Below are 26,623 nucleotides of genomic sequence, written 5' to 3' on the forward strand. Positions count from 1 at the left end.
ATCTTATTCTTCTTTAAATAGTGGTATCGTAATTATAAATTTAGTTCCTACATTCAGTTCGCTTTCAGCCCGGATAGAACCTTTGTGATCGGTAATAATCTTTTTCACATAGGCCAGTCCCAATCCGAACCCTTTCACGTCATGCAAGTTTCCCGTATGCACACGGTAGAACTTATCAAATATCTTCTTTAAATTTTCTTTCTTAATGCCAATGCCGTTATCCTCAATGGATATACACAATTTACCCGACTCATTCCATGTCCGGATTTTCAAAGCGATATCCCGGTCCGGACTCTTGTATTTCACTGCATTATCCAGCAAGTTAAAGATTACATTCGTAAAATGCATCTCATCCACAAAAATCACAGGGTCTTCGGCATTTAATTCCGCATCCAGCGTGCCGTTGTTCTTTTCCACCTTCAACCGGAACGTATTGACTACTCCGTTAATCAGTTCATGGGCATCAATCTCTTTCTTCTTCAACGTCACGCTCTGCCGTTCAAACATGGACATCTGCAGCACTTTTTCTACCTGGAACCGCAGACGCTTGGTTTCATCATTAATGACTCCGGAAATATGCTTGAACATGACAGGCGACTTACCGACCGCAGGATCATTCAGCATCTGCGCAGCCAATGAAATGGTCGAAATCGGTGTCTTGAACTCATGAGTCATATTGTTGATAAAATCATTCTTTATTTCTGTCAGACGTTTCTGGCGGAAAATGATATAGATGGTGAAAATAAAAGTAATCAGCAACACCACCGTAAAAATGATGGAAGGAATCATGAATTTCACCGAACTGAAAATATAATTATCCAACGTCGGGAAAAAGATATTCACAAACCCCATCTTAGCCGGAGGATCTTTCTCAAAAATCAATCGGGAATAAACTTTCTCGTCATCATGCACATAATCCGAACAACGGTAGACTTCTTTTCCATCCCGGTCCGTCACCGAAAAATGATAAGGAATGTCAATCCCGTTATTAAACAATTCTGTTTTCAAGAAATGATCCAGCTGCTTGAAGTTTATTCTTTCCTTCAGCGGTTTGTCACTCGCCGTATAAAGAATATTATACACCACTTCATCCAGCAGCGCACGCTGATACACATAACGCTCCTTCAATACTTCCTGCAAGGCACGTGAAGTCTGCGGAATCGTTCTCCCGGTAGAAATCATCACCTTCGGCACATTGGCCGGACGGTTCATGATGGTTTTCAGCTCAAATGTAGAATAAGTAGAACCGTCGGGAGCCGTAATGGTGTACTGGTGATGCTCCACCACATTTTCTCCCGCATCGTTTCCCTCCTGATACCGCTTTGACAGGAGGGCTGCCCGTTCTTGCGCCGCCACATCTTTTTCAAGATATTTCTTTGTTTCTACCAGTTCCAGGTTATGCACAGCTTTACCCAGGCTGCGATTCACATTTTCCTCAAACTGACTGCGACGCATCTTGACCATCTCTTCAATATAGCTCACCTGCAAATAAAGCAAGCTTAAAAAAGACAGTCCCATTACCACTCCTAATATCCAAATAGTAGATTTTTTCATATGGGCAAATTTAACAACCTCCTGAATATGGCGCCAGCCACTTAACAAGCTTTAAGCAGGGGTTTGTCGTATATTAACCGAAATCCGGATTTTACTTTATAAAACATTCATCATCCTCACTTTTTCACACACGCACATTGCAAAAATAATAAAACATTAGATTAATAACAAATAAACAAGCCAGTTTGTTTAAGCTAAGTTAAACAAAAAAATGCCGTGTTTTTAAGAAACACGGCATTTTTATCTACAAAAATCACAACTAGCAATTATGCTTCGTCTTTTTCCTGTTCTTCAAATTCTTTCATCAACTTAGTCTGTACATCCGTCGGAACCAGTTCATAGCTGGCGAACTTCATGATGAAGGAAGCCCGGCCACCCGTCAGTGAACTCAATGCCGTAGAATAGTTCGACATTTCCTTCAAAGGAACTTTGGCACTCAGCTTTTCATAACCTTTTTCACTGGTCATACCCATAATCATACCACGGCGTCCTTGCATATCACTCATCACGTCACCGAGCTTGTCACTGGGCACAAATACTTCCACATCATAAATCGGTTCCAAAATCTTCGGACCGGCATTTTTGAAGGCTTCACTAAAGGCGTGACGACCTGCCAGCATGAAGGAAATTTCATTGGAGTCTACCGGATGCATCTTTCCATCATATACGATAACCCGCACGTCGCGTGCATAAGAACCGGTCAGCGGACCCTGCTCCATACGGCTCATGATACCTTTCAGAATGGCCGGCATGAAACGGGTATCGATGGCACCACCAACCACACTGTTGACAAATACCAGTTTACCACCCCATTCAAGGTCGATGACTTCCGTACTCTTCACATTCATCTTGTATTCCTGTCCGTTGAACTTATACGTTTCCGGAGCCGGCATACCTTCATAATAAGGTTCTACAATCAGATGCACTTCACCAAACTGTCCGGCACCACCCGACTGTTTCTTATGACGATAGTCAGCCCGTGCAGCCTTAGTGATGGTTTCGCGATAAGGAATCTTCGGTTCATAGAACTGTACCTGCAACTTTTCATTGTTTTCCAGACGCCATTTCAACGTACGCAAGTGGAATTCTCCCTGCCCGTGTACCAAAATCTGACGCAATTCCTTCGACTGTTCCACTACCCAAGTCGGGTCTTCTTCCCGCATGCGGTTCAATACCGCCATCATCTTTTCCGTATCGGCCTCATTGACCGGCTTGATGGCTCTGGTATATTTCGGATTCGGATACTTGATGAAGTTGAATCGGTTTTCGCAATCCTTACTGTTCAGGGTATTTCCAGTCTTCACATCTTTCAGTTTCACCGTACACCCGATATCTCCTGCACGCAGTTCATCCACCTTCTCACGGGTCGCACCTGCGCAGACATACAGCTGGGCCATACGTTCCTTCGAGCCACGGTCGGCATTATTCAAGTCATCCCCTTCGTGTACCACACCACTCATGACTTTGAAATACTGCACGTCACCGATATGGGGTTCTACGGCAGTCTTGAAGAAATAAAGAGAGGTCGGACCATTCGGATCAGGAGGTACAGGTACACCACGAGTATTGTGTACCACAGGCATTTCGTCCACAAACGGAACCACGTTACCCAGGAATTCCATCAAACGACGGACACCCATGTCTTTTCCAGCACAGACGCAGAATACCGGGAACATTCCTCTGGCAGCCAATCCCTTACGAATTCCTTCACGCATTTCATCTTCGGTCAGTGATTCTGCCTCAAAGAATTTCTCCATCAGACTTTCATCGTGTTCGGCAGCAGCTTCCACCAAAGTCTTATGCCATTCCTGTGCTTTTTCCATTTCCTCTGCCGGAATATCTTCAATGGTAGGAGCTCCACCATCCGGTCCCCAGGAATATTTTTTCATTAAAAGTACATCAATCAACGAATTGAAGCCAGGTCCTGTACTCAGCGGATACTGAACCGGGACAACCTTAGAGCCATAATTTTCTTTCAACTGTTCGAGTACATGGTCAAAATCACATTTTTCACTATCCAGCTGGTTCACCAGAAAAATCACCGGCTTACCTAATTTCTCGGTATAGCGGAAGTGGTTCTGAGTACCTACTTCCGGACCATATTGCCCGTTCAGCAACAGGATGGCAGTATCAGTCACATTCAATGCCGTAATGGCAGCACCCACGAAGTCATCACTTCCCGGACAGTCTATGATATTCAGTTTCTTCCCGTTCCATTCCACATGAAACACAGTAGAGAATACTGAATACCCGTATTCCTGCTCTACCGGGAAATAATCACTCACCGTATTCTTGGCAGTAATTCTTCCACGACGTTTTATAATACCACTCTCATAGAGCAAAGCTTCTGTGAGAGTGGTTTTACCTGAGCCATCATTACCGAGAAGGGCAATGTTCTTAATTTCGTTTGTCTGATATACTTTCATGGTATTTCAAGATTTAGTTTAGTAACAAAAGGATATGCGTTTCATATCTCTTATTTTTTAACGAAGTGCAAATTAGAGATTATAATTCAGAAAAGCAATAAAAAGTTTCGTGTTACTAAACTGTGTTTTCAGACATACTTCGCCAAAAGTTTTTCGTCCTTCCCGTAAATTATCTGTATCTTTACACCCACAAAACGTACGCTTACAATACACAATCATGGCTGGAATCTATCTTCACATCCCCTTCTGCAAACGACGTTGCATCTACTGTGACTTCTTTTCTACGACCGAAAATGAAAAGAAAGAGGCCTATATCCAGGCGCTTTCCAAAGAACTGGAACTCCGAAAAGAATACCTCGGGGGAGAAACCATAGATACCATTTACTTGGGAGGCGGTACCCCGTCCCAATTAGAAAAAAAAGATTTCATCCGATTGTTCGACTGTATATATAAGGTATATCCGGTAAATCCCCAGGCCGAAATTACGCTGGAGGCTAACCCGGACGATTTGACACCGGAATATGTGACCATGCTCCGCACCCTTCCGTTCAACCGCCTGAGCATGGGTATCCAGACTTTCAAGGAAGAGACACTCCGCCTGCTTCACAGACGGCACACCGCTGTACAGGCTCAACAGGCTTACCAGCGCTGCCGGGAAGCCGGATTTCAGAACATCAGCATCGACCTGATGTACGGTCTGCCGGGAGAAACATTGGAAGACTGGCAGAAAGACCTGCAAACGGCCATAGATATGTATCCGGAGCACATTTCTGCCTATCACCTGATTTATGAAGAAGGTACTCCCTTATGGAAACTGAAAGAAGCGCACAAAGTGGAAGAAACGGACGAAGATTTAAGTGTAACCTTGTTCAAGGAACTGATTCATACCTTGAAAGCCCACGGATATGAACATTATGAGATTTCCAACTTCTGCCGGCCTGGATATTATTCCCGTCACAATTCCAGTTACTGGACCGGAAAAAAATACTTAGGATGCGGTCCGTCGGCCCATTCTTACGACGGAATTTCCCGGCAATGGAATGTGGCTTCCCTTTCCCAATATATACAAGGAATACAACAAGGAACTCCCTTCCAGGAAAAAGAAGAGCTCGACCTCTATACCCGCTACAACGACTTTATCATCACCCGCCTGCGTACAGCTTACGGAATCCCGACCGATACATTGAAAAACACATTTGGAGAAACGCTATACAACTACTGCATGCAGATGGCTGCTCCACATCTGCAGCAAGGCCTACTCACCTGGGACCACCATATTCTGAAGCTGACTGAAAGCGGCATATTTATCTCCGATGGCATTATGAGCGACCTGCTCTGGGTAGATGATTAGATTATTTTAACAGTCTCCGCATAGGGATTTTTCTATATGCTTGCGTTTTCATAGTGAAACCCCTAAAAACAAATGTCATGGAAACTCAAAAAGTAATTCTGCCTTTCTTTTATGCGTTGTTCCTTCCGGACTTTCCTCAGGAAAACAAGTCCGATTCCCGCCTGACGGAAAACGATGAAAAATCACACTCCCAACCAACCCATTCTACCCCTCAAATCACGTTGAAAAAGGAATAAATCACACAAGACAACTTCTTATTCATTCAAACTTACCAAAAAAATCCCGGAAGAAGACGGAAGTACCACTTCCACCTCGTTCCGGGATTCCTCTTATTGCTTAATAAACGTATAAAGTCCCTTTATTTGGCCAGGCTGTACACGATGTCCATAATCTGTTTGCCCAGTTCTTCGGCAGCTTCCATCGTAGAAGCTTCTGAATATACTCGGATAATCGGTTCTGTATTGCTCTTACGGAGGTGTACCCACTTGTCAGGGAAATCAATCTTCACGCCATCGATGTCGTTGATTTCTTCGTTCTTGTACAACTCTTTCACCTTCGCTAAAATAGCATCTACATCGGTTTCCGGAGTCAGGTCAATACGGTTCTTGGCAATGAAATAGTTCGGATAAGTGGCACGCAGTTCGCTCACCTTCTTTCCTTCATGAGCCAGATGGCTCAGGAACAAAGCGATACCTACCAGGGCATCCCGTCCGTAATGAGATTCCGGATAAATCACGCCACCGTTTCCTTCTCCACCAATCACGGCATGAGTGGCTTTCATCTTGGCTACCACATTGACTTCGCCCACTGCAGAGGCATTGTATTCCATGCCATACTTACGGGTTACGTCACGCAGCGCACGGGTTGAACTCAAGTTAGATACCGTATTGCCCGGTGTATGTTTCAACACATAGTCGGCTACAGTAACCAAGGTATATTCTTCTCCGTACATGGCTCCATTCTCACAGATAATAGCCAAACGGTCTACATCCGGGTCTACTACGAAGGCTACGTCACACGTTCCTTTCTTCATCAATCCCATGATGTCGCCCAAGTTCTTTTCCAACGGTTCCGGATTGTGCTGGAAATCACCTGTCGGTTCGCAGTACAACTTTTCTACGTGCTGTACGCCCAGCTGTGCCAGTAACTGAGGAAGAATGATACCTCCCACTGAGTTTACACAGTCGATAGCCACGCGGAAGTTAGCCTTACGGATAGCCTCCACATCCACCAACTTCAAAGCCAGCACACTGTCGATGTGTTTCTGGTTGTATGTATTGTCTTCACGGTATTTACCGAGATGGTCTACATCGGCAAATTCAAATTCTTCGGCAGCCGCAATACGCAGCACTTCGTTTCCTTCTGCCGCATTCAGGAACTCTCCATGTTCATTCAACAGCTTCAGGGCATTCCACTGTCTTGGATTATGGCTGGCAGTCAGGATGATACCACCGCAGGCACCTTCCATAGTCACCGCCAGTTCTGTAGTCGGAGTAGAAGCCAGTCCGATGTTGACTACATCGAATCCCATCCCCATCAATGTACCACAAACCACGTTTTTCACCATTTCTCCGGAAATACGTGCATCACGACCTACTACAATTTTATTGCTCTTGATGGTCGTAGTTTTCCGAATCAATGTAGCATAGGCGGAAGTGAATTTCACAATGTCCAACGGATTCAATCCTTCACCGGCATGGCCGCCTATTGTACCACGAATGCCGGAAATAGATTTAATTAATGTCATAAATAAAAGGTTTTAATTATTTAGGTTATCTTGTCATGTTATAGGTTAGCTCATAAAAACAAGGATACACCGACTGAGTGGCCGAAGAAGTACCTTCACTATGGGGCACAATCAGTTTCACACGGGCAATCTTGTCAGAATTATTTGTCCGGCCCGGCTTCAGGTAACGCAACGGAATCAGCCATCCTGAAGGAATTGCTACCGTGCCATACGTACCATACATGCTGTAAGAATCACTGCGGGTAAAAGAAGCGGAATAAGATTCACCGCTGATGGTCAGCTTAAAGTCTTCTCCATTAATGGTATAAGAAGGATTGGCCACGTGCATATTGGCCAGCAGTGTATCTCCTTCTGTCATGCCCAAATCAGATCTTGTCTGAAGCGCCACTTCGACAAAACGAACCACCATGTCGTACGTACCGTTTCCCAGCACTTCTTTTCCTGGCCCCCGGTTGTCCACATGCATATAGACTCCGCTTTCATCCAGCAACACATATTCATTTTCTTTTGTGGTAGAGTCCTGAGCCGCAAATTCAGCTTCCGAAATGACCTTGATGTCATTTTCCAAAATATACTTGTTAATGGCATCAGCCTCTTCTTCCTTCATCTCAGCGTAAGTCTTTCCGTTATTACAGCTCTGCAAAGCAAACATGATCAGGCCCATTACAGCCAAGAGCAAATAGTTCTTTTTCATATCATCTGTATCAATTTACAAAGGCAAATGTAGTAAAATGTCTTCAAAACACCCTTTCCCTTTTACCCAAATATGTATAATATTGTCAAGTATAAGTTATTTACACTAATTTTTCAACAACAAGCTTTCATATTTCACCAATGCTTGCTTGAACAAGCCTATGGCATCTTCCATGCTACCGTAAAACTCTCCTCCCGAGGCGTTCAAATGTCCGCCACCGTTAAAGAATTCGGCAGCCACTTTGTTACAGGGGAATGCCCCTACCGAACGCAGTGATACTTTTATCATGTTTTTATCCGTATCTTCCCGTAAGAATACAGAGAAGCAGATACCTTTCATCTGAAGCGGCATATTGACAAAGCCTTCCGTATCCCCCTTCACATATTGGAATTTGCTCTGTTCGTTTTTCGAAAGGCAAATCAGTGCCGAACGGAATTGCGGATAGACCTGCATCTTCTCATATAGCACATAACCCATCAAGCGCAGACGACCTTCAGAGTAAGTATTGAATACCTTCCGGTAGATTTCGTCTTTGTCGATTCCTTTTGAAAGCAACTCACCAATGATGAAGTAAATCTCCCGGTTATTGGAATTGTAGGTAAAACCTCCTGTATCCGTCATCATTCCAGTATAGATACATTCGGCTCCCTCCATCGTTATGTCGTCAAAACATCCCAAGCGACAAATCAGGCGGAAAATCAGTTCGGATGTCGAAGAGATTTCCGGATGGGAAATGGTAATCCGGCAGAAAGGTTCCGGATTCAAGTGATGGTCAATCATCACCTTCCGGGCCGGTGCTTCCCGTACTGCATCCGCCATTTGGTCAATTCGCGACAAAGCATTGAAATCCAAGCAACAGATTACATCGGCTTCCGCAATCAATTTATTGGCAAACTCCATATATTTGTCATAACGGATAATATCTTTTGCTCCTGGCATCCAACGCAAAAAATCAGGAAAGGCATTCGGAACAATCACGTTGACTGTTTTCTCATGTACTGACAGGAAATGATACAGACCCAATGAAGAGCCCAATGCATCACCGTCGGGAGATACATGCGTGACAATCACGATTTTATCAGCCCGGTCAAAATAGGTTTCCACCTTGTCGATGTTCGCCTGAAGAATCACTTTTGACAACATATTCTTTTTCTTAAGCTTATACTATTTTTGAAGCAGCAAAAGTACAAATTTATTTTCAGAAACTACAGCACTATGGAATAAGAACCTCGCGCAGAAAGGTCAGTATAAGATATTTTAAGTAATTGACATTCTTTTATCCACATTTCCCGGTAACCTTCACTCAGGGAAGCGTCCAGAACAACCCGACGGATAGCAAACAATTTACGGAGGTGCGACGGCCGACCTTTGAATCCTTTGCAGACATACACATAATCCAACGGCAGACGCCGCGAAGCTTCACATGCACTCCAACGCCCGTCTTTCAAGACTCCGATATGCAAGGAGCCGATGTGCATCAGCCCGGAATCAGACCGATGCACAGCCACTGTATATCCCCGACGGGTATATACCTCCGCACGGGAAAAATACAAATGGGTAGAGTCCGGATGTACACTGTCCAGCCAGCCCCATACAGCAAACAGATTGCAGATTACCCCCAATGAAATCCAATGCCAGGCCCTACGGTCACGGCCGGCCTGCCACAACCCATACAGGCAAACCAAAATTCCAACCAGTAAAAAGGCTTGTCCCGCAGACAAATACACCGACGTAATCTGAGAACCCGACAAGCTCTGTACCCCTCTCATCGCTGCATTAAGCAACTGTGTAGCCAGGTCCAGCAATGTCACCGCACCGCTTCCCACCCAAGGCACCCAGGAAAGAGCCAAAGCCCCCAATGCCAGTACCAGGATACACATGGCCAACGGAGAAACAATCAGATTGGCCAGCAGAAAATACGTCGGGAAAGTGCCAAAATAACAAAGAACAAAAGGCAAAGTGCCTAACTGCGCCGACACTGACAGGCAAAGCAGATTCCACCCATAACGGAGCAGCCGGTTCTGTATCTGTAATAAGTGTGTACACAGCGGATAAAATGCTAAGATAGAAAATACGGCTGCAAACGACAACTGGAAACTGAGGTCGAACAAAAAGAACGGGTTGTAGCACAACATCAAGAACGCGGCCAGCATCAGCGAATGAAAACCCGAAAAACGTTCTTCGGTACAAAAAGAAGCCAAAGCATACAGGCTGAACATCACCACAGCCCGCATTACTGAGGAACTCAGTCCTGAAATGAAAGCGAATCCCCACAACAAAACCACCACCAGCAACATCCGTACCTGCCGTCCGTACCTCCAGTACGTCAGCGGATACAATACCAACAAAAGGAATCCCGAAAGGATGCCCACGTGCAGCCCGGACAAGGCCAGCACATGACTGGCTCCAGCCACACTATACACCTGCTTCAAATCCGCACTCAACTCGCTTTTGTCTCCAATGGTCAGGGCTGAAACCACAGCTTGCACGTCTTCCTCCAAGTGCCAGCTCCGGTAGATTTCCACGATCTTCTGCTGGCAGACCCGGGCCTGCTGCATCCACGTCAATGTATGGGGACGGCCCGTACACCTCCAGTTACCGGCATACGCCAATCCCGTTCCACTGATGCCTTTCCGCATCAGATACTCCCCATAATCAAATCCCGTCAGTTCTTTTTCCGAGAGAGGACGAGCAATCTTCGCATAAAAACAAAGCGTATCGCCACATGCTAACGGTTCCATCAAAGAATCTGGCAACCACGACAACAGGATACGGCGATCCACCCGCTGCCATTGTTTTTCACCGAGGTACCTTCCTTCCACATACACTTCCGCCCGTAAGGTTTTTCCCCTCACTTCGGGTACCGTCTCCACGATTCCTTGGTAAACCTGCGCTTCCTCCTCCCATGCATACTCCACACTATCCCGCTGGTGCATCACCAAAAGGCCTCCCAATAAGAAAAAAGCCAGTCCGACTATTCCCCCGAAAAGCCAACGCCATCGCCAGGAAAATCCAGGGAGCAACGCTGCCCACAACAAAAGGCACCCCACTCCCAAGCCTGTCCAGAAAGGCCACACGATGCCCTCCGGCAAAAAACTGTCGAATACAAAAATTCCGGTTGCCATACATAAGGTCAACCGGAACAAAGGGTATACGATCCAAGAAGATGAAGTTTTCAATCTTTATTCTGCATTTTTCAACTGATGAATGGCCTCCCCCATATCCGGTGCCCGAAAAACAGAACTTCCTGCTACCAGCACGTCGGCACCCGCCTTTTTCAACAAAGGTGCATTCTGTACATTGACTCCTCCGTCCACCTCAATCAGAGCCGATGCCTGACAACGGGTAATCATTTCACGCAGCTGTGCGATTTTCTTGAAGGTATTCGGTATGAATTTCTGCCCGCCGAATCCGGGATTTACGCTCATCAGCAACACCATGTCTACATCCATGATGATGTCTTCCAGCATAGCAACCGGAGTAGCCGGATTCAAGGTCACCCCTGCCTTCATTCCTGCTTCCTTGATTTGCTGTATCACCCGATGCAAATGCGGACACGCCTCATAATGCACATTCATCATCATGGCTCCCAAAGCCTTCACTTCCGGAATGAACTTTTCCGGCTGCACAATCATCAGATGCACATCCAAAGGCTTCTGGCTAAGCTCTGCCACATATTTCAAGACCGGAAAGCCAAATGAAATATTGGGCACAAACACACCGTCCATAATATCCAAATGCAGCCAATCGGCCTCACTTTGGTTGATTTTTTCCAGGTCACTCTTCAAATCCGCAAAATTTGCAGACAGCAAAGAAGGAGCTACTTTCATATCTTTCATTGATTTATTTTACTAATCCCACTTATCTTTACAAAGGTAGTCATATCTTTTAATAAATCAAGAAGAAAACCTTATTTAGTCAGATTCACACGTAGTCCCAGCTGCAGGTTGAAATTAAACGGATGCTCTTTTCTGATGGTCTCCACCCCACTATGGTCATCAAAATAATAGGCCACTCCCGGTTCCAGATAAAGCCCCAACCGGGAAGTAAAGTTCACCTGAGCACCCGCCGCCGCAGCCACCGACCATTGCAGCGGTTTATCATCCAACGAAACATTTTCAGTCACGTGGCTTCCTCCATTGGTCACTGTCACCCTTTCCAATTTTCCTGATACACATTTTTCCACAGCTCCTCCTGCCGAAGCATAGATTGAAAGCCAGTTATTTTTCCAAATGGAACGATGCAGTCTTACCGGAATCCCGATGTAATGCAATTTCTGAGTTTCTTCTACATACGACTTAGCGCCTGAATGAATGTCAGAAGAAAGCAGCGTATAATTCAGTCCGGTCTCCAATGCCCAGTCCTCATGAAAATGCCAGGCCACCGAGAAACCGACCGTCACCGGCATGTGATGTTTCACACTGGTCTGAGGAGACTGAATCGCATTTTCCAGCAGCACCTGACTGTAAGCCAGTCCACTGTTTTCTGACGGAGAGATAGGCGAAGCAGAAATGGTGCGATAAGCAGAGCGTGACACAAAGCTACCCATTCCGTCAAAAGTATTCAATGCGCTGTAGGGCGTATTTCCCGCTCCCACACCGATAGAAAAGCCAGATGACTGGGTTGCCTTTTTCTTTGCAGCCACGGCATTCTGTTTCATGCGTTTTTGGTCGGCCACCCGTTGTTGCCGCAATTGTTGATTACGGCTTTGAGCGGTCTGTACCGTTGTCCGACTTTGTTCAGGTTCCTCTTCTATCGCCTCAGCCGGCTGTCCATTATCCACCGCAGGCACTGCCTCCACCGATAAGAGATCGACTGCTTCCGGCATCCGTTCCACTTCTTCTCCCACACTTCTTCGTAGGGAGGCAGCTGGCACAGTATGAATGGAGACCGGTTGTACGGAAGGTTGCTCCCCGCTGCTTTCCAGCCCGAGCGCATCCGCTATCTGCTCCTCGACCCTCACCGGTTCAGTTTCCGGTAGAGGTGTCTTTTCCACTTCTACCGCCAGCTCCTGCTGCTGGAAATCAGCCTTCGGCGAGGACCAGAACCAATAGGTCAAAGAGGATACGAACAGCACCACCACTGCGGCGGCAGCTGCTACTTGCCAACGTCTCCATATCGGAATCACCTTGGGAGTCTGCCGCACCTCCAGTTCCTCGGCCAGCGTATCCCACAGGCCTTCGGGAAGAGGTTCGGTATATCCCTCCATCCGGTTACGTAAATGCTCAGTCCACTCTTTTTCGTTCTTCATGCCTATAAACTCTTTCTATATTCATTTATTTTTTTCGCCAGCAAAGTCTTTGCACGATAAAACTGCGAAGAAGATGTATGTTCGGTAATGCCCAACATCTGTGCAATCTCCTTGTGGCTTTTCTCTTCAAACACGTATAAGTTGAATACCGTACGATACCCGTCGGGAAGCTCCGCAATCATTTTCATCAATACCGACCGAGGGATGTCGTCCATGCCTTCCTCCGCCTCTTCCGTATCGGGCAACTGTTCCATCAGTACTTCCTGCTGGGCCAGCTGGTTCTGTTTCCGCAAAGCACCCAATGCTTCGTTCACCATCACACGCGACAGCCACGCCTTCAATGACCCGTTACCCTGATAAGTGAACTGGCCGATGGATTGAAAAATCCGAATAAATCCATCATGCAACACATCCTCCGCCGCGTCCCGGTTACCCATATAACGGAGACAAATGGCCATCAGGGAGCCTCCATACCGCTCATACAACTCCTTGCGAGCCTGATTGTCGGCCTGCTTGCATTTCGATGCCAATTCTTCTTCCGTCATATCCAGCTTATCGTGCTTTGGTTAATAAATGATGAACACACAAAAATACTGCACCTTTTCCGAATAAATTCCTTATGAAATCGTTTTTTAACGAAAAGAAAAGATACAACGTATAAAACAAAAAAGGTGGCAGGATGTGTCTAACTGCCACCTTCTATTATTTTCTTGCGATTTTCTCTATTCTACAAAAGAATCTTCCACATGGCGATACCCGCGCAGGAAATCGGCCACGTCCATCCGTTTCTTTCCGGCCAGCTGCAACGACAACACCCGCAGGAAGCCATCGGTAGAAGCGATGTGGAAATAGGTTTTTTTGTCCGTCACCACCGTGCCCGGTTTCAGGGTATGCGGCGTGAAAAGTTTTTCGGTCTCAAATATCTTTAACGACACCGGAGCGGCCTCGCCCTGATGCAATTCCGTCCATGCGGCAGGATACGGAGAAAGTCCGCGCACAAAGTCGTACACTTTCTTCACGCCGGCAGTCCAATCAATACGGCAGGTCTCCTTGAAGATCTTCGGAGCCGGACGCAATTCTTCTGCCTTGGCCAGTTGCTCTTGCGGTGTGGTCTTGACCTTGCCTTCCAAAATGGCATCCACGGTTTTCACTACCAGGTCACCGCCCAGTTTCATCAGCTTGTCGTACACCACCTCCACATTGTCGGTATCGGCAATCGGGATACGTACCTGGTCGATGATTTCTCCGGTATCGATTTCATGTTTCAGGAAAAAGGTCGTAATTCCGGTTTCAGTCTCTCCGTTGATGACCGCCCAGTTGATAGGAGCAGCCCCACGATACTGCGGCAACAAAGAGGCATGCAGATTGAAAGTTCCCAAACGAGGCATGTTCCATACCACTTCCGGCAACATACGGAAAGCCACCACAATCTGCAAGTCAGCTTTCAAAGCTCTCAACTCTTCCAGAAACTCTTCGTTTTTCAGCTTTTCCGGCTGGAGCACCTTCAGTCCCTGCGATACGGCATATTGTTTCACCGGACTCGCCTGCAGCACGCTGCCATGCCGTCCCATCGGTTTGTCGGGCATCGTAATGACCCCCACCACCTGATAGCCTCCTTCCACCAGTCGCTTCAAACTTTCCACGGCAAATTCAGGAGTACCCATATATACGATTCGTAAGTCTTTCTTTTCCATATTTCTTGTTGTTGTTTATTCTGCTGAAAAGTCCACCATCACCTGACGGTAGGTCGACAGGATGCGTGACTTGGATACAAAGCCGATGTACTTGTCGTCTTCATCTACCACCGGAAGGTTCCAGGATCCGGTCTTGTCAAACTTGTCCATCACTTCTTCCATGGAGTCCGTGGTTATGATACGTGCCTTCGGAGCCACCATAAAATTCTCCACATGGTATTTATGATACAGTTCCTGACGGAAGATGATGTTACGGATGTCGTTCAGAACCACCACTCCGAGCAGTTCGTTGTGCACGTCTACCACCGGGAACAGGTTACGAGCAGATTTTGAAATGGCTTTCACCATCTCGGCCAAGTCCATGTCCGGACGCACCACCTGGAAATCGGTTTCAATCACACTTTCCATGCTCATCATGGTCAAGACCGCCTTGTCCTTATGATGGGTAATCAGCTCACCGCTCTTGGCCAGACGCATGGAGTAAATACTATGCGGCTCAAATACAATGATGGTCAAATAAGAGCAGACAGACACAATCATCAATGGCAAGAACAAATCGTAACCTCCGGTCAGTTCGGCAATCAGGAAGATGCCGGTGAGCGGTGCATGCATGACACCCGACATCAGTCCGGCCATTCCCATCAGGGCGAAGTTCTTTTCCGGAATATACGTACCGCCCAAACCGGATTCATTGCAGACGTAGGAAAAGACAAAGCCGGCGATACATCCCAAAAACAAACTCGGTGCGAAAATACCACCACAACCGCCACCTCCGTTGGTGGCACTGGAAGCAAATACCTTAAACAGGATAATCAAAATCAGGTAAAGCACCAGCAAATGCGAATTGCCGTAGAACAGAGAGTTGTTCATCACCGTATCCCAGTCGGCCGAAGAAGTACCGTTGAGCAACAATGAAATGGTATCGTATCCTTCACCGTAAAGCGGTGGGAACAGGAAAATCAAGATACTCAGCATCGCTCCACCGATGACAAACTTCACGTATGGATTGCTGTAACGGCGGAAAATGTTCTCAATCCAGTTCATGGAGCGGGTGAAATACCAGGCAACCAGTCCGCAGAAAATACCCAGTGCAATGGCGTAAGGAATACGTTCCAGCGAGAACGGATAGTCCAGATGAAACTGGAACATGGCCTCCGTACCCGTCAGCAGGTACGACACGGAAGCAGCTGTCACACTCGTAATCAGCAACGGCAGCAGCGAAGCCATGGTCAGATCAATCATCAGTACCTCCAACGTAAACACGACTCCCGCAATCGGGGCCTTGAAAATGCCCGAAACGGCTCCGGCAGCTCCACACCCCACTAACAGCATCAGGGTCTTGTGGTCCATACGGAAAATGCTACCCAAATTCGAGCCGATGGCGGAACCCGTCAGCACAATCGGCGCCTCGGCTCCTACAGATCCACCACAACCGATGGTGATAGCCGATGCAAAAATAGACGACCACACATTGTGCCGCTTGATACGGCTCTGCTTGCGCGAAATGGCATACAAGATTTTAGTCACACCGTGGCTGATGTCATCGCGTACCACTTTACGGATGAACAGTCCGGTCAGAAAGATACCCACTACCGGATATACAAGGTATAACCAGTTTACCCCCGTGGAATCGAAGTTCTCTGTCAGGAACTCCTTGATGTATTCCACCAGAAATTTCAGCAAAAAAGCGGCCAAGGCCGTAAAGATTCCTACCAGGAAACTTAAAATCAAGACGAACTGCTTATCTTTTATGTGTTTCTCCCTCCAATGAAGAAATCCTTGCAGCAGTCCGTTTTTTTCATCTACCACTTTCATGAAAGGAACTGTTTATTCTCTAATAATCTTCACCACGCCCCCTTTGCCCAGCTTGATGATGCTGGACGGTTTCGGATGTCCGGTTTCTTCCCGGCGATAATCTACTACATAATCTACCGCCTGCTTGATTTCTTCGCTGATTTCACTAAACACTGCGGGAGCCGGCTGACCGCTAATATTGGCCGAAGTAGAGACGATGGCTTTGCGGAAACGGAAACACAGCTGTTTGGAAAACTCTTCCGAAGTGACGCGGATGCCCACACTTCCATCGGCCGCAATCAGATTGGGAGCCAAGTTGCGTGCCCCATCGTAAATGATGGTCAGCGGTTTGGTCGTCATTTCAATCAAGTCCCAGGCCACCGAAGGCACATCCTGTACATAAAAATCCACTTTTACCGGACTGTCCACCAACACCAGCATGGCTTTGCTGTCGGCACGCTGCTTGATTTCAAACACACGCTTCACCGCCTCCTCGTTCGTGGCATCGCATCCTATCCCCCACACGGTATCCGTCGGGTAGAGAATCACCCCTCCCTTCTGCATCACCTCGCAGGCTTTCTTAATTTCATCTTTCATCATAATATCTTTCGTTTTTGTGGTCTAAAAGTCTCTAAAAGCGATTTTACAAACAGCAAAAATACAAATGATTTTTAGGATATCCCAAGAATGTTTTGTTTTTTTGCAGAAAAGCTATCAGCCCTTCCATGAATACCGAACGGAAAATCATCCACATAGACATGGACGCCTTCTATGCGTCGGTCGAACAGCGCGACCATCCGGAACTGAAAGGAAAGCCCATTGCGGTGGGGCATGCGGAAAAACGGGGCGTAGTGGCAGCCGCCAGCTATGAGGCCCGCAAATTCGGGGTACGTTCTGCCATGTCGTCCCAGAAAGCGAAGAAACTGTGCCCGCAACTGATTTTCGTAGAGGGCCGAATGGAGGTGTACAAAAGCGTATCGGCACAGATACACGAGATTTTCCACGAATATACCGACCTCATTGAACCTATCTCGCTGGATGAAGCTTTTCTGGATGTCACGAACAACAAGAAAGGAATTCCCCTGGCTGTAGATATCGCCAAAGAAATCAAGCAGCGCATCCGCCAGGAACTTCATTTGGTAGCTTCAGCCGGGGTATCCTACAATAAATTTTTAGCTAAAATTGCGTCCGACTACCGGAAGCCCGACGGCCTCTGCACCATCCATCCCGACCAGGCTGAAGAGTTTATCCGGCATCTGCCCATCGAGGCATTCTGGGGGGTAGGCCCCATCACGGCCAAGAAGATGCACACGCTGGGCATCTACAACGGGGATACCCTCCGTCAATGTTCCCTGGAAATGTTGCAACGGCAGTTCGGGAAAAACGGCCTCATCTATTTCAATTTCGCCCGCGGCATTGACGAGCGGCCCGTGGAAGCCGTCCGCATCCGTAAGTCCATCGGCTGCGAACACACGCTGGAAAAAGACATTTCGGCCGAGATGGCCCTCATCATCGAACTGTATCACGTGGCACGTGAACTCATCGAGCGGCTGAAAGCCAAGGACTTCAAGGGAAATACCCTCACCCTGAAGGTGAAATTCGACGACTTTTCCCAGATTACCCGCAGCATCAGTGTCAAGCAGCCTCTGCAACGCCTGGAAGAAATTCTCCCTTTGGCCAAACGGCTGCTGAAGGGAGTAGACCACAGCCAGCATGCCATCCGCCTGCTGGGCTTGTCGGTATCCAATCCTCCGGAAGAAAAGGACACCGCTTCTGCTACAGTTTCAGGGCCCATCCAGTTGGAACTGGAGTTCAAAGAAGAGTGAACAAATCGTAACTTTAAAAAGATACTACTTTTTATGATATTCCACGTCTTCTTCCGCTGCCATTGAATGATCAACTCCACCAAAGTAATACACTTTCGGTTCATTTACAGTGGGTTCATTATCCGTCCACTGCTCGCATTGGCGTATCACCGTTTCAAGTGCATTAGCGGCTTCTTCAGGAGGATAGTGGTATTTCTTCAACAGCCGTTTCACCATTTTACGCATACCCGCACGGGCCGACTCTTTCTTTTGCCAGTCTATTGTACGGTTTTTGCGAAGAATTTCCGTCAATTCTTTGGTCATGGCCACCAGTTGCTCGTTGGTATAGACATCCTGCACAGCCTGTGGTTTGGTCAAGGCATCGTAAAAAGATTTCTCCTCCTTCGTAAGTCCCAAATCATTCCCAGCCGATTCGGATGAGGAAATTTCCTTTGCCAGTGTCAAAAGCTCTTGTATCACTTCCTCGTTGGTCAGCAGTCCTTTCAGGTAGTTCGATAAAGAACGATTCAGCAGGTCAGAGAATTTTTCTGCTTGCACGATATTTGTCTTTTGATACAAGGAAACCCGTTCGGCCAAGAGCCTTTTCAATAATTCGACTGCAATATTCTTTTCTTTCATTCTGGAAACCTCCTCCAAGAATGTAGCATCGAACAATGAAAATTCCGCTTTGACGTCCGAGAAAAGATTGATTACGCCATCACTCTTGACACTTTGCTTGAGCAACTCACCAATTCGCGCATTGATTTCACGTTTGGAGACTTTTCCTTTTCCTGTCATCCGTGAAAGCAAAGTACGGACGGTTTCAAAAAATGCAGCTTCATAGCGTTGCGGTTCATCCAGCAAACTACGGCACAACGTAATAGAGTTGTGCAACAACATCGCTTCTTTCAAGAATAACTGTTGCTGCTCCTGCTTTTCAGCCGATAGGATAAAGTTTACACCCCCTTTTATGATTTGGGCACACTCTGCATCTGATGCAGTACGGAAGCGGCTGTAATCGTAGCCATGAAACAAATCCTGACATATTTCCAACTTCTCCTTAAACTTGAGCAAAGCCGTTTCTTTAATGTCAGGATTACCAAAGTTTTTACGGTCACGCCGGGTATAATCATGCATAGCTTCCTTTAAAGCCTTGGCTATGCCGATATAATCCACAACCAAACCACCTGCCTTACCGTTGAATACCCGGTTCACACGTGCAATAGCCTGCATCAAGTTGTGCCCACTCATGGGCTTGTACACATACATGGTAGCCAGCGACGGCACATCAAATCCTGTCAGCCACATATCCACCACGATGGCAATCTTCATCGGGTCCTCATCATCCTTGAAGCGCTTGGCCAGTTCTTTTTTGTATTGTTTGTTGCCTATGATGGCATGCCATTCTTCAGGATCTTTGTTGCTGGCCGTCATCACCACCTTCACTTTTTCACCCCAATCGGGACGCAGTTCCAACAGTTTGTTATAAATGCGCATGGCTATCGTGCGCGAATAGGCCACAATCATGGCTTTGCCCGTCAGCTCATATTGCCGGTTTCCTTCGTAATGCTTCAGTATATCACGGCACAAAGAATCAATGGTAGCAGGCGCACCTAAAATTTCTTCCAGATGCGACATCTCCTTTTTACTCTTCTCTATCTGTTCCTCCGTAGCCCCTTCGTCGGCCAACAGTTCGTATTCATCATCAATGGCTTTCAGGGTCGCTTCGTCCAAATTCAGATTAATCACACGCGATTCGTAATAGACAGGACATGTAGCTCCATCGGCCACCGCCTGTGTCATGTCGTACACATCAATATAGTTGCCGAACACCTCTACCGTATCCCTGTCTTTTGTAGAAATAGGTGTACCTGTAAAGCCGATGTACGAGGCATTGGGCAAACAATCGTGAATAATCCGGGCGGTACCTATAACCCGTTTGGCCACTTCTTCCCCTTTCTTGTTTCTCGTCATCCGGATCTTTTCTTCAAAACCATATTGTCCACGATGAGCCTCATCGGTCATCACCACAATATTTTTTCGGAGAGAAAGCGGTTCGGGCGACTCTTCAAACTTCTGCATGGTGGTGAAGATGATACCGTTGGCTTCACGCCCTGCCAGCAGCGATTTCAAGTCTTCACGACTCTTGGCCTGTACAGGTTCCTGACGCAAAAAATCTTTGCATTTGGCAAACTGCGTATAAAGCTGGTCGTCAAGGTCATTACGGTCAGTAATCACCACGATAGTGGGTTGCGACAATTCGTTTTGCAACAGATGAGCATAAAACACCATCGACAAGGATTTTCCACTACCTTGGGTATGCCAGAAAACTCCAATCTTACCGTCATTCTGCACCGCAATTTTGGTTCTTTCGATGGCTTTCTTCACGGCAAAATACTGATGATAGGCCGCCAGTATTTTAGCTGCCCCTGCTTCATCTTTTGAAAAGCAGACAAAATTCCGGATAATGTCCAGCAGCCGTTCACGTTGGAAAATCCCTTCAAAAAATGTATCATAGTCCGCAAAATCCGTACTTTCATAATCTCCGTCCTTAGTTTTCCATTCCATGTAACGGTCTTCCTTGCTGGTAATGGTTCCAGCTTTCGAGCAGGCCATGTCACTCATCACACAAAACACATTGTAAACGAACAGCGAAGGAATCTCCTGCATGTAGTTACGTAGTTGCCGATAAGCCTCCGAGGCATCCGTTTCCTCCCTCGAAGGTGATTTCAGTTCCATCACTACCAAAGGCAGTCCGTTGACAAACACAATAAGGTCAGCCCGTTTTTCCGAATGTTCCACAAATGTCCACTGATTGACAATCTGAAAATCATTTCGTTCTGTATGGGCATAGTCTATCAGATACACCAAGTCGTTGCGCTGCTCCTTTCCATCGAAGTACGACACCTCGATACCGTGTTGCAAATAGTCCATGAACAGTTCGTTTTTCTGGGTCAGACTTCCGGTGTCTATATCCTTCAGTTTGACTATCGCTTCTTGTATGGCAGCCCGCGGCTTCCCTCTGTTCAGATTGCCGAGACTTGTCAACAACTGCTCTTCATAAAATGGTACATAGTAATCTCGTTCAATATCCGGTCCATACAAATGCTGGTAACCCATCTGTTCGAAAAGGGCTATCAACGCTTTTTCGTAATTATCTTCCGTGAATGACATGACGCATCCGTTTTAACAAGTTTCCAACCGTTCAATCCATTCGTTGAACAGAATACATTTCTTTCTGATAGTCTCCAGTCCTATTTCCAAAGCCAGAAAAGCTCCATCCGTCACTTTATCATATCCGTTGATGGCTTTTTTCAGTCGTTCCGAAGGTGCCGTAGCAGGACTGTTGTTGATTTCTTCCGGAGTCTTGAAATCATTTACCGCACGTTCCAACTGCGGAAAATCAAGTTGCTCTTTTGTAAAGTTTCTGGGAAATACGGAAATGTCACTGAACAGCAATCCCTCAAATTCATGCAGTTGAATATAAGGGATAAACTTTTGTCGTTGTTTTTCATCCATATCCAATGCCATCTGTCCAAACAGAAAATGCATCCGGTCATACAGGCTAGTTATTCCCTTGCTTTCCATCCATCCCGGGAAATGATAAGAGTCACGGATGCGGTAATAATCCACCAGCAAGGAAACGGTACAATTCCCTTCATTCAGGTGTTTGATAATCTGTTTCTTGAGAGTATCCCATGCCACAATACCACCGTTCGAATGTTTGATGGTAGGAGCTTCAATCAAAATATCCTTTGTCAAGAAATAATCGCGAAGCACGTCATTACAGAACGCCTGTTCCGTAGCTCCTTCACAGATGATAATCAGTCTTTTCATTTCGGCTGCCCTCCTTTCAGGATATTTTGTTTCCACAAGTCGCCCAGTGTATAGTCCTCCAGCCAGGATTCCAGACTTTCAGGCTTCAGCCTTTCCATCACTGACACACCTTCAACCTGATTGACGGTAATCACATTTTCGGCATCAAAATTAGTAATCAAATCCGCGCTTTGAGTCGCTATAATGACTTGTGTCCCTCTGCCTGCAACCGATTTTATCAGGCCGGCTAGTTTCTGAATAGCCAGGGGGTGCAATCCCAGTTCAGGCTCGTCAATGATAATGACCTTTGGTGGAACGGGTTGCAAGAACAGCGTTGTCAATGCAATGAATCGCACTGTCCCGTCGGAGAGGTCCGTCGGTCCATAAATGGTCGAGCTGAATTTATCTGTCCACTGCAGGCGAACCGTATCGGCTGCACTTACGTTGAAATAGAAATCGCTGAAATAAGGAGCAATGCTCTGAATGACACGTACAATCCGTTTGTAGGTAATAGGAGAATTCTCTCGGATACCATACAGAAAAGCCGCCAGATTTTCCCCCTTCTCATACAGGTAATACACATCGTTCACAATGTGACTTTCTTTGGTGAACGGGGAGCTTTTGCCCGTGTCATGGAAATGATACTTCTTTATCTCAGACAGGTATTTCTTGATGTATTCACCTCTTGACAGTCCGTTATACGACTTGATATTGGCTTCATTCCCAAAACTGGCTATATCAAAAGACGAATTGTGATACCCCAGCTTTTCTTTAGAGAAAACAAATCTATTGTCTCCTTCTTTCAGTTCAAATGAATAGAAATTATCTTTGAAATAAATTGTGGCGCAAATCGTATCCGTAACCTTGCTGCCCTGAAAGAAGTATTTGTCTATGCCTCCTCCCAGTGCCACATATTCCGTGAGCTTTTGTTCATATAGTCGATTCAGAAACTCGAAGAAGGACAGGAAGTTACTTTTTCCTGATCCGTTTGAACCTATCAATATATTGATGGGAAGCAAGTCAAGTGTCAGATTCCGGAAAGACTTATATCCTTTTATTTCTATTTTGTCCATAATTTGATATTATTAGGGAGCGACTATCGCAAAGATAGTAATTTTCTATGAATGACATAGTTATTTGCTTATTGAAATCAATCTGTCAGCCATTTGCATTGCAAGAGTTCTTGATCTATTTTTATCGAAGTCTTTTAGAATATGTTTCAACCCCTTTATTAATTCATTATAAGTATTTATTTTCTGATTCCAATCTGGATATTGCTGAATTTCGAAGATGACTTTAAGTAAAGCGGGCCTATATAATTTAGGAATTCCCAATTTATTAAAGATTTTAACTACGTCTTCTTCTTTTATCTTTTTAGTTGCATTCTCTGTAATAGAATGTGAAACCCTCGTGTCTGATTCATATTTTATAAATGAAGGATTTTCTGTCTTCACCCATTTTGCCCCAACTTTTTTGATATGAGACATTTGATGTTCCAATTCAGGAAACAGTGTACTTTCGTTAATATTAAAAAAATCCAATTCATCCAAAAGTTTTTCTTTTGAGTCCTGAGGTATGATTATATGTTTTTTATCAATCTCTTGATTCAAATTCTTCACACTTTTAGCAACCTTGCTGTTCCACAAATTATGTTCATCTACTATGACATTAATTGCACCAGAAATAAGGAAAGCTCCACTTTGCCGTATTAATCTAGAGTTACTATAACTTGGCATTACAAAAATTGCATCTTGTATCAATTTTATAAAAGACTCTGGATCAATATCTTTATTTAGTCCAAGACTTGTTTTTAAATCCTTTAGAGTAAAATCTCCATCAAAGCCTATTTTAGTAATCTCAGATAATATTTTAGCTTTATATGATTTTTCATGTTCCTCATATCCTGTACAAATATAGACAATACCATCAGGATAGACCTCATTCCCTTCTTTATCTTTAACTTTTGCGGTGGGTAAACATGCGAAATATAAAGCGACTAAAGGATTCATTGTAATATCCAACAATCGTGTAGGCAGACCATAATGTTGCAATTTGGTCAGTTCTTCGAAAGCAGATGAACATTCCCGAAACTCTTGTGGAACTCGAGCAATTGCAGTTTGTATAATCTTATGTTCTACAGAGATTAAGGAATCTCTAAAAATACTTGGCCTTATATCCCATGATTTATTACTTTGCCCACGAAAAAACAACGTTTCAGATTTGCCATCTTCGATAATATTATTTCTGATTGAAGTGATAGCGTCTGTGTATTCTGACAGAGAAGATATGGAAATACTATCACCGTTCAATATATTATCATCATCAGTTTTCATATTCAATTATACACAAATAACTTTTAAGTCTGATTTTATGTCCATTTATTATTGAGCGTTTTCAAAGTAACGGTCAATATTATTCTTTACATTTTGTAAATCATCAGCAAAAACAGATGTACTTATCTTTGAGAAAATATATTTTTTTATTATTTCTACATAATTAGAGACTGATACATTGCCATTACTGAAGTCAATAGTTAACGTTATAAATCCAGCACTTGTAGTAGATATAAGAAAACCGCTACAATAAAATTGATTGTTTTCACTTGTAAATAAATCCAAATTCCAATCCTTATTCGCGTCTTTAGACTTTATACATGCATACATCGCCACGACCCCCACAGGAGATGCTAAGTCAACATATCCTTTGATATAAGCTTCCAGGTCAAAATTTATGAGATGATTATTAGCCCCAGAAACAGAACCTAATGTCATGTCAATAATTCTATCAGTTTTCTCTTCAACTCGATTTACAGCTGCAATAATCTTACTAATATTTTCTTGTAAACTCTCTGCAGATTCCGAATACGACAATGTAGCCTCTTCTACACTTTTTGCTGCATTATTTAAGATTTCTACTTGACCTGCAGACTGGCTATTACTATAAAATGAATATAAAATTGTAACCACAGCCAGTATAATGGATATCAGAGCTGATGCTAACGAAACAAAATCCAAAACATTTCTATTCCCATAAAAAGCATTTGAAAATACTACAATACCGAGCAAAGTCAAAATACTTGCATAGTATATGTAAGACCCCCAACTTCTCGGTTGCTTTTGATGTACTCGATATGCAGAAACACCGATAGCCACAACGATGATAATCGTACAACAGATTATGATTGTTTGTATTATACAAGGTGTTAATATGTTATTCATTATCAGACAGATTTTACACTAGTTATTTAATAATACTTATTACTCACTCAAACTTTTATTCTATATCAGTAATTTTGAGTTCACCGGACATAAGTCTGGGAAGAAGAATATCACGAAGCTGTTCCAAACGTGTAGTTTCTTGAAATAGATATAATAACAGATCATCTATTTTAGATACTAAATGTTCAAACTCATCCATAACATCTATTGGTGGTATAACAATCTTTAAATTTTCAATAGAAAATCGATTTATGGAACCAAATACAGTACCTTCAGAATTAAACTTATCTAATTCTTTCTTTAAGGAATACATTGTGTATAAGATAAAAGATTGATGATTGTCTTTACTCAATATGGATGCTAATCCTCTACCTATACAGCATTTTTCAACAGCAATATTAATATCACCAACAGGAGCTCTCACACTTAATAATACGCTATGCGGTTCTGCATAACGACTTGGTTCTGTCGTGAACAATCTAATAGAAGGGAATCTATTACCGAAATCTGCACGACCTTGATAGAAAGTTATGCCATTCCCTATTTCATTATAACTTGTACCTCTCGGAGACTGCCCCATCGTAATATTTGCAATATCAGATAATATTCCTATCTTCCATCCTTCCGGAATCTTCCCAAGTTCCGAATCCACAAACTTGCCGTTCTTGAATGGTTCGAAATCTACAAACCAAGACTTGAATAAGGCTTGTGCCTGCTGCTCTAAATTTTCATTTATGCGGCGGTTTAGTTCGATTTTGTCATCGAGAGATGATAAGATAGAAACAATTTTGTCTTGAACAAATCTCGGAGGTAACATAATAGGCATTGTTCCATAAGTTTTAGCATTGATATTACCTCTGGTTCCTCCTGTATCAAAAGAATGTACCCAATCAAAATAAGGTTTAGAATGTGTATAATATTTTAAGATTCTTGGGTTTACCTTATTATCATCAATTGAAAATTTTATAAGGAAGCCTGCATAAACCAATACACCGTCAGAACCATCATAAAAATATGAACGTCCAGTACTGTTTCCTGTCCTTGCAAAAACAATATCATTCTTTTTAAGTATATAATTACATGCATTGATATCATCTACAGACATAAGATTCTGCTTGTTTAAAGTTCCATCATCATTAATATCTGTAATACGAAGATACGTATATTTAGACAAGTCAAATGGTACAGCTGATGCACCTATTCCATATTCTCCTTTACCTATAGTTAGTTCTTCTAATTTATATGTTTTAAGTTCTTCCATAATCCACCCAAT

General features: G+C 44.6%; 21 protein-coding genes. 3 read left to right on the forward strand and 18 right to left on the reverse strand.

Annotated elements, in window-relative coordinates:
* Positions 1 to 3 precede the first annotated feature (3 nt).
* Together H6A28_RS01170 and H6A28_RS01175 are read right to left on the reverse strand one after the other, a co-directional pair.
* The gene (locus H6A28_RS01170) at positions 4 to 1,554 is read right to left on the reverse strand and encodes a sensor histidine kinase (RefSeq protein WP_204478599.1); all 1,551 of its coding nucleotides are present in this window, start codon (positions 1,552 to 1,554) and stop codon (positions 4 to 6) included.
* A gap of 266 nt (positions 1,555 to 1,820) precedes the next feature.
* Positions 1,821 to 3,980, reverse strand: a complete 2,160-nt coding sequence (locus H6A28_RS01175) for an elongation factor G (protein WP_204474766.1) — start codon at positions 3,978 to 3,980, stop codon at positions 1,821 to 1,823.
* A gap of 217 nt (positions 3,981 to 4,197) precedes the next feature.
* Here H6A28_RS01175 and hemW point away from each other — a divergent pair, with 217 nt between their 5' ends.
* On the forward strand, positions 4,198 to 5,331 hold the full coding sequence (gene hemW, locus H6A28_RS01180; protein WP_204478600.1) for a radical SAM family heme chaperone HemW: 1,134 nt from the start codon (positions 4,198 to 4,200) through the stop codon (positions 5,329 to 5,331).
* Between the two features lie 77 nt (positions 5,332 to 5,408).
* Positions 5,409 to 5,567, forward strand: coding sequence for a hypothetical protein (locus tag H6A28_RS01185; protein WP_204478601.1), 159 nt, complete (start codon positions 5,409 to 5,411; stop codon positions 5,565 to 5,567).
* Positions 5,568 to 5,689: 122 nt separating this feature from the next.
* Here H6A28_RS01185 and glmM read toward each other — a convergent pair whose 3' ends face one another.
* The 10 genes from glmM to H6A28_RS01235 all read right to left on the reverse strand — a co-directional run bounded on the left by glmM (position 5,690) and on the right by H6A28_RS01235 (position 17,108).
* Positions 5,690 to 7,078: a phosphoglucosamine mutase gene (gene glmM, locus H6A28_RS01190; protein WP_204474760.1), complete on the reverse strand. Its 1,389-nt coding sequence runs from the start codon at positions 7,076 to 7,078 to the stop codon at positions 5,690 to 5,692.
* Positions 7,079 to 7,103: 25 nt separating this feature from the next.
* Complete coding sequence (locus tag H6A28_RS01195) at positions 7,104 to 7,772, reverse strand: DUF4827 domain-containing protein (RefSeq protein ID WP_204478602.1); 669 nt, start codon at positions 7,770 to 7,772, stop codon at positions 7,104 to 7,106.
* Between the two features lie 105 nt (positions 7,773 to 7,877).
* Entirely contained in the window at positions 7,878 to 8,915 is a 1,038-nt protein-coding gene (locus H6A28_RS01200; RefSeq protein WP_204478603.1) for a DHH family phosphoesterase, read from the reverse strand.
* Positions 8,916 to 8,977: 62 nt separating this feature from the next.
* Complete coding sequence (locus H6A28_RS01205) at positions 8,978 to 10,897, reverse strand: ComEC/Rec2 family competence protein (RefSeq protein ID WP_204478604.1); 1,920 nt, start codon at positions 10,895 to 10,897, stop codon at positions 8,978 to 8,980.
* 57 nt (positions 10,898 to 10,954) lie between these two features.
* Positions 10,955 to 11,611, reverse strand: a complete 657-nt coding sequence (gene rpe / locus H6A28_RS01210) for a ribulose-phosphate 3-epimerase (RefSeq protein ID WP_204474753.1) — start codon at positions 11,609 to 11,611, stop codon at positions 10,955 to 10,957.
* Between the two features lie 71 nt (positions 11,612 to 11,682).
* Positions 11,683 to 13,023: an outer membrane beta-barrel protein gene (locus tag H6A28_RS01215; RefSeq protein WP_204478605.1), complete on the reverse strand. Its 1,341-nt coding sequence runs from the start codon at positions 13,021 to 13,023 to the stop codon at positions 11,683 to 11,685.
* Positions 13,024 to 13,025: 2 nt separating this feature from the next.
* Complete coding sequence (locus H6A28_RS01220) at positions 13,026 to 13,568, reverse strand: RNA polymerase sigma factor (RefSeq protein ID WP_204474749.1); 543 nt, start codon at positions 13,566 to 13,568, stop codon at positions 13,026 to 13,028.
* Positions 13,569 to 13,745: 177 nt separating this feature from the next.
* On the reverse strand, positions 13,746 to 14,717 hold the full coding sequence (fmt, locus tag H6A28_RS01225; protein WP_204474747.1) for a methionyl-tRNA formyltransferase: 972 nt from the start codon (positions 14,715 to 14,717) through the stop codon (positions 13,746 to 13,748).
* 15 nt (positions 14,718 to 14,732) lie between these two features.
* Positions 14,733 to 16,532 (reverse strand): chloride channel protein, encoded by a 1,800-nt coding sequence (locus tag H6A28_RS01230; protein ID WP_204474746.1) that lies wholly within the window; start codon positions 16,530 to 16,532, stop codon positions 14,733 to 14,735.
* A 12-nt stretch (positions 16,533 to 16,544) separates the two neighbouring features.
* Positions 16,545 to 17,108, reverse strand: a complete 564-nt coding sequence (locus tag H6A28_RS01235) for an L-threonylcarbamoyladenylate synthase (RefSeq protein WP_148329364.1) — start codon at positions 17,106 to 17,108, stop codon at positions 16,545 to 16,547.
* A 128-nt stretch (positions 17,109 to 17,236) separates the two neighbouring features.
* On the opposite strand from H6A28_RS01235, the gene dinB reads away from it, so the two are divergent.
* Positions 17,237 to 18,337, forward strand: coding sequence for a DNA polymerase IV (gene dinB, locus H6A28_RS01240; RefSeq protein WP_204478606.1), 1,101 nt, complete (start codon positions 17,237 to 17,239; stop codon positions 18,335 to 18,337).
* Between the two features lie 24 nt (positions 18,338 to 18,361).
* On the opposite strand, the gene H6A28_RS01245 is transcribed toward dinB, so the two are convergent.
* From H6A28_RS01245 to H6A28_RS01270, 6 genes are read right to left on the reverse strand one after another with little or no spacing between them, the layout of a single operon-like run.
* Positions 18,362 to 21,490 carry a type I restriction endonuclease subunit R gene (locus H6A28_RS01245; protein WP_204478607.1) on the reverse strand — a complete coding sequence of 1,043 codons (3,129 nt, stop codon included), beginning with the start codon at positions 21,488 to 21,490 and terminating at the stop codon, positions 18,362 to 18,364.
* A gap of 12 nt (positions 21,491 to 21,502) precedes the next feature.
* Entirely contained in the window at positions 21,503 to 22,153 is a 651-nt protein-coding gene (locus H6A28_RS01250) for a DUF4276 family protein (protein ID WP_204478608.1), read from the reverse strand.
* Positions 22,150 to 23,205: an AAA family ATPase gene (locus H6A28_RS01255; RefSeq protein WP_204478609.1), complete on the reverse strand. Its 1,056-nt coding sequence runs from the start codon at positions 23,203 to 23,205 to the stop codon at positions 22,150 to 22,152. The genes H6A28_RS01250 and H6A28_RS01255 overlap by 4 nt, the downstream gene beginning before the upstream one ends.
* A 60-nt stretch (positions 23,206 to 23,265) precedes the next feature.
* Positions 23,266 to 24,465 carry an FRG domain-containing protein gene (locus tag H6A28_RS01260; RefSeq protein ID WP_204478610.1) on the reverse strand — a complete coding sequence of 400 codons (1,200 nt, stop codon included), beginning with the start codon at positions 24,463 to 24,465 and terminating at the stop codon, positions 23,266 to 23,268.
* A 48-nt stretch (positions 24,466 to 24,513) separates the two neighbouring features.
* The gene (locus H6A28_RS01265; RefSeq protein ID WP_204478611.1) at positions 24,514 to 25,350 is read right to left on the reverse strand and encodes a hypothetical protein; all 837 of its coding nucleotides are present in this window, start codon (positions 25,348 to 25,350) and stop codon (positions 24,514 to 24,516) included.
* A 55-nt stretch (positions 25,351 to 25,405) separates the two neighbouring features.
* Positions 25,406 to 26,611, reverse strand: a complete 1,206-nt coding sequence (locus tag H6A28_RS01270) for a restriction endonuclease subunit S (RefSeq protein ID WP_204478612.1) — start codon at positions 26,609 to 26,611, stop codon at positions 25,406 to 25,408.
* Between the last annotated feature and the right edge of the window lie 12 nt (positions 26,612 to 26,623).

The sequence above is a fragment of the Bacteroides mediterraneensis genome (genome assembly GCF_016900355.1).
In the GTDB taxonomy this organism is placed as follows: Bacteria; Bacteroidota; Bacteroidia; order Bacteroidales; family Bacteroidaceae; genus Phocaeicola.